Consider the following 2,990-nt stretch of genomic DNA (forward strand, 5'->3'; position numbering starts at 1 on the left):
CAGCGTCGGCGCGAGCGTGGCGATCACGAAGGTGACCGCCAGCATCATCATGGCGGGGAGCGGCGCCGCGATCCGCGCCAGCAGGAAGAACATCGTCAGCGCCCAGAGATACCAGGCGGGGGAATCGCCGACGATCGCCATCAGGATTTGCTGAACGACCGTGTAGCTGCTCCAGTCCAGCCGTGGCCATGCGGGGATCACCGCGATGTAGATCGCGGCCCACAGGAAATAGAGGTAGAGATTGTTCCACACGCGCTTGTGCGCGATGTCGCGCCAGGGCTTGGTGACGGCGCTGGTGGCGAGCATCCCTGAAATGAAGAAGAACAGGGGCATGCGCAGCGGCTTGTTGACGTCGCTGACCAATGGCCAGATCCGGTCGGCCAGCGCGTCATTCTGAAACCCGATCAGCCAGGTGGCGTGGCGGGAGTGGAAAAGCACCACGAGGATGATGGCGCAGGCGCGCGCGAAATCGGGCCAGGCCTCGCGCTGGCCAGGCGGCGGGGAGGGCGATGCCACGGGACGGCCGGTCTGCCCCCGTTCGGGCAAGCCCGCCGGCTGGGCGCCATCCGCCGTCGTCCTGGCACTGTTATAAGGGGTCATTCCAGTACCGCTCCGCATCGATGAAGCGTCGCCGGACCGATCCCCGGCAGGAGCGCTGACCTCATCCGGACATACCCCGTCCGGCCCGAACCGCCGGGCCGCGCGGATGGTAGGCAAGGCAGGATCGATCGGACATTGGCAATTCGGGGGTATGATCCTTTGCCGGGCGGGATTGGCGCGGCAGCGCTTCGGATCGGCGGGACGCAGACGGGACGCAGATGGGGGCGCAGGCGGGAAGGCGCGGCACGACCGGCCGGCGTTGTTCGTGCGCTATCGATGCGCCGTTTCTTGACGCGGGCGCCATTCCTTGCCGAGGGGAGGGGATGGCGGGAGGATGGGACCTGATGCCCCAGCATGGCGACCGATCGGGCGTTCACCCAAAGCCGGGGGCGCGCGGCCGTGGCCGAAGCGTGACCCGCTGGCTGCTGGCGGCGCTATACTTTGGCGCCGGGGTTCTTCATCTCGCCATTCCCGCGCCATTCCTGGGCATCACGCCGGCCTGGGTGCCCGCGGCGCCATTCGTCATTGTGGCGACCGGGCTTGCCGAACTGGCCGGCGCGATCGCGCTGGTGCAGCGCTGGTCGCCGCCGGTGCGGCGCGCAGCGGGATGGGGGCTCGCCGCTTATGCGCTGTGCGTGTGGCCGGCCAATGTAAACCACCTGCTGCTGGACATGGCACGCGCCGATCATGGGCTCGGCTGGATCTATCACGGCCCGCGCATGGTGCTGCAGCCGGTGCTGATCTGGGCGGCCTTGTGGTCGAGCCGGGCGATCGGCGGGCGTCGATCGCGGGTGATCTGACGGGCTTTACGAGCCGGGGGAGACGCAGGGATGACGGGCCGGGATGACTGGCGGCCGGCGACCCTGTAGAGCCGGGCGGCCGAAAATAGAGTGGCAGGGTGGTGTCTCCTGCGCCCCGACGGGTTCTTCCCTGCCACGGCGTTCAACCCCATCGGGTGACGGCGCGCGGCGCGATCCGCGCCCGTCGCGAAGGAGCGCGTGTGAAATATCTGTATCTGGCGTCCGCGATCATCGCAGAGGTCATCGGCACCAGTTTCATGAAGGAATCGGACGGCTTTTCCCGACTGGTGCCGAGCATCATCACGGCGATTGCCTATGCCATCGCCTTTTATTTCCTCTCGCAGACGCTGAAGACCATTCCGACCGGCATCGCTTATGCGATCTGGTCAGGCGCAGGCATCGTCCTCATCACCGCAATCGCCTGGGTGTTTCAGGGCCAGAAGCTGGATGTCGCCGCGATGCTGGGCATGGCGCTGATCGTCGCGGGCGTGATCGTGATGAACGTGTTTTCGAAGGCTGCGGGGCATTAGGGGTTTGCGGGTGTTGCCAATGCTTTTGCACCTCCACATAGTGGTGCGGTGATCGAAAGCCGGCTTGGCTTAGAGGATGTCGGCGGTGGCTGCGGAGAAGGCCGTGGAGTTCATGTCGTGATTGAATCATTCTTTGCTCTTGTTGGCGCGATCATCATCAAGGGCTTGCTAGAGTTCTTCCGGCCATCCGACGGGGAGCGGAAAAGCCCTGGAAAGTCGCTCCTTGAGACATGTTTCCTGATACTGTTTACGACATTATCCTTCCGTTTTGGAATTCGCGAGGGAGAGGAGGCAATCCGGGCATCGGGCTTGGCCGGAATGCCTCTGCATGAGGCGAAAACCCGTCTCGACCATCACTTCTGGACGTCCATGTTGCTCCAGCTCGGAGCGATTTTGGGAATGTTCGTGGCCGTGGCATTGATCTACCTTAAACCCGCCGCAGAGATCGCCGGTCAGGAAGCCGACGGCGCGTAGGTCCTGCGGTCCTCGCCTCGGGCGGCGCTTACTTCGCGGCGAGGCCCGATCCGCCGACCGGGATCGTTTCCGCCACCCGCTCCATGGCGGCGATCAGCGGGCGTCCCCGGGTGATGGCGTCGCGGACGGACGGGAGGGAGAGGGAGGCGGCGTGGGCCTGCTTGCTTTCCCATACCTCGGTGATCCAGATCGTGTCCGCGCTCTCCGGGTCGTTCGCGACGACATAGCTGAGGCAGCCCGGCATGCCGGCGACGCCATCCACCAGGATCGCCGCCAGTGCATCGCGCTTGCCGGCCTGGGCCGTCATCTTGCCGATCAGACCGTACATGCCGTTCCTCCCTGCCGCTGCGCTCGCCATGCTGGTTGCCGGGCCGAGCGCGGCGATGGCGGCCGTGGCGGCGAGAAAGGTGCGTCGCTCGATTCCCATGCGCAGAGCGTAGCGCCAAATCGCGCGGCGGGAAGGCGGAACTCGCCTTGCCCGTCTTGGATGGGGGCGGGGTTGTCGATGGGCCCGGCCTGAACGGGGGGCGCGGGCTTCGACAGGCTCAGCCGATCGGGGCGGGCACATGCTTCGACAAGCGCGCGG

General features: G+C 66.0%; 5 protein-coding genes. 3 read left to right on the top strand and 2 right to left on the bottom strand.

Going from position 1 to position 2,990, the window contains the following annotated elements:
- On the bottom strand, positions 1–600 hold a 600-nt coding region (locus AX702_RS14395; RefSeq protein ID WP_197420621.1), incomplete at its 3' end, for an acyltransferase family protein.
- A gap of 344 nt (positions 601–944) precedes the next feature.
- On the opposite strand from AX702_RS14395, the gene AX702_RS14400 reads away from it, so the two are divergent.
- The 3 genes from AX702_RS14400 to AX702_RS14410 all read left to right on the top strand — a co-directional run bounded on the left by AX702_RS14400 (position 945) and on the right by AX702_RS14410 (position 2,404).
- Positions 945–1,400 carry a DoxX family protein gene (locus AX702_RS14400; RefSeq protein ID WP_066780708.1) on the top strand — a complete coding sequence of 152 codons (456 nt, stop codon included), beginning with the start codon at positions 945–947 and terminating at the stop codon, positions 1,398–1,400.
- Positions 1,401–1,600: 200 nt separating this feature from the next.
- Complete coding sequence (locus AX702_RS14405; RefSeq protein WP_066780710.1) at positions 1,601–1,930, top strand: SMR family transporter; 330 nt, start codon at positions 1,601–1,603, stop codon at positions 1,928–1,930.
- Between the two features lie 48 nt (positions 1,931–1,978).
- Positions 1,979–2,404, top strand: coding sequence for a hypothetical protein (locus tag AX702_RS14410; protein WP_156455503.1), 426 nt, complete (start codon positions 1,979–1,981; stop codon positions 2,402–2,404).
- Positions 2,405–2,432: 28 nt separating this feature from the next.
- Here AX702_RS14410 and AX702_RS14415 read toward each other — a convergent pair whose 3' ends face one another.
- Positions 2,433–2,831: a putative quinol monooxygenase gene (locus AX702_RS14415; RefSeq protein ID WP_197420622.1), complete on the bottom strand. Its 399-nt coding sequence runs from the start codon at positions 2,829–2,831 to the stop codon at positions 2,433–2,435.
- Between the last annotated feature and the right edge of the window lie 159 nt (positions 2,832–2,990).

Origin of the sequence: Sphingomonas sp. CCH5-D11 (assembly GCF_001557395.1) — a bacterium.
In the GTDB taxonomy this organism is placed as follows: Bacteria; Pseudomonadota; Alphaproteobacteria; order Sphingomonadales; family Sphingomonadaceae; genus Sphingomonas.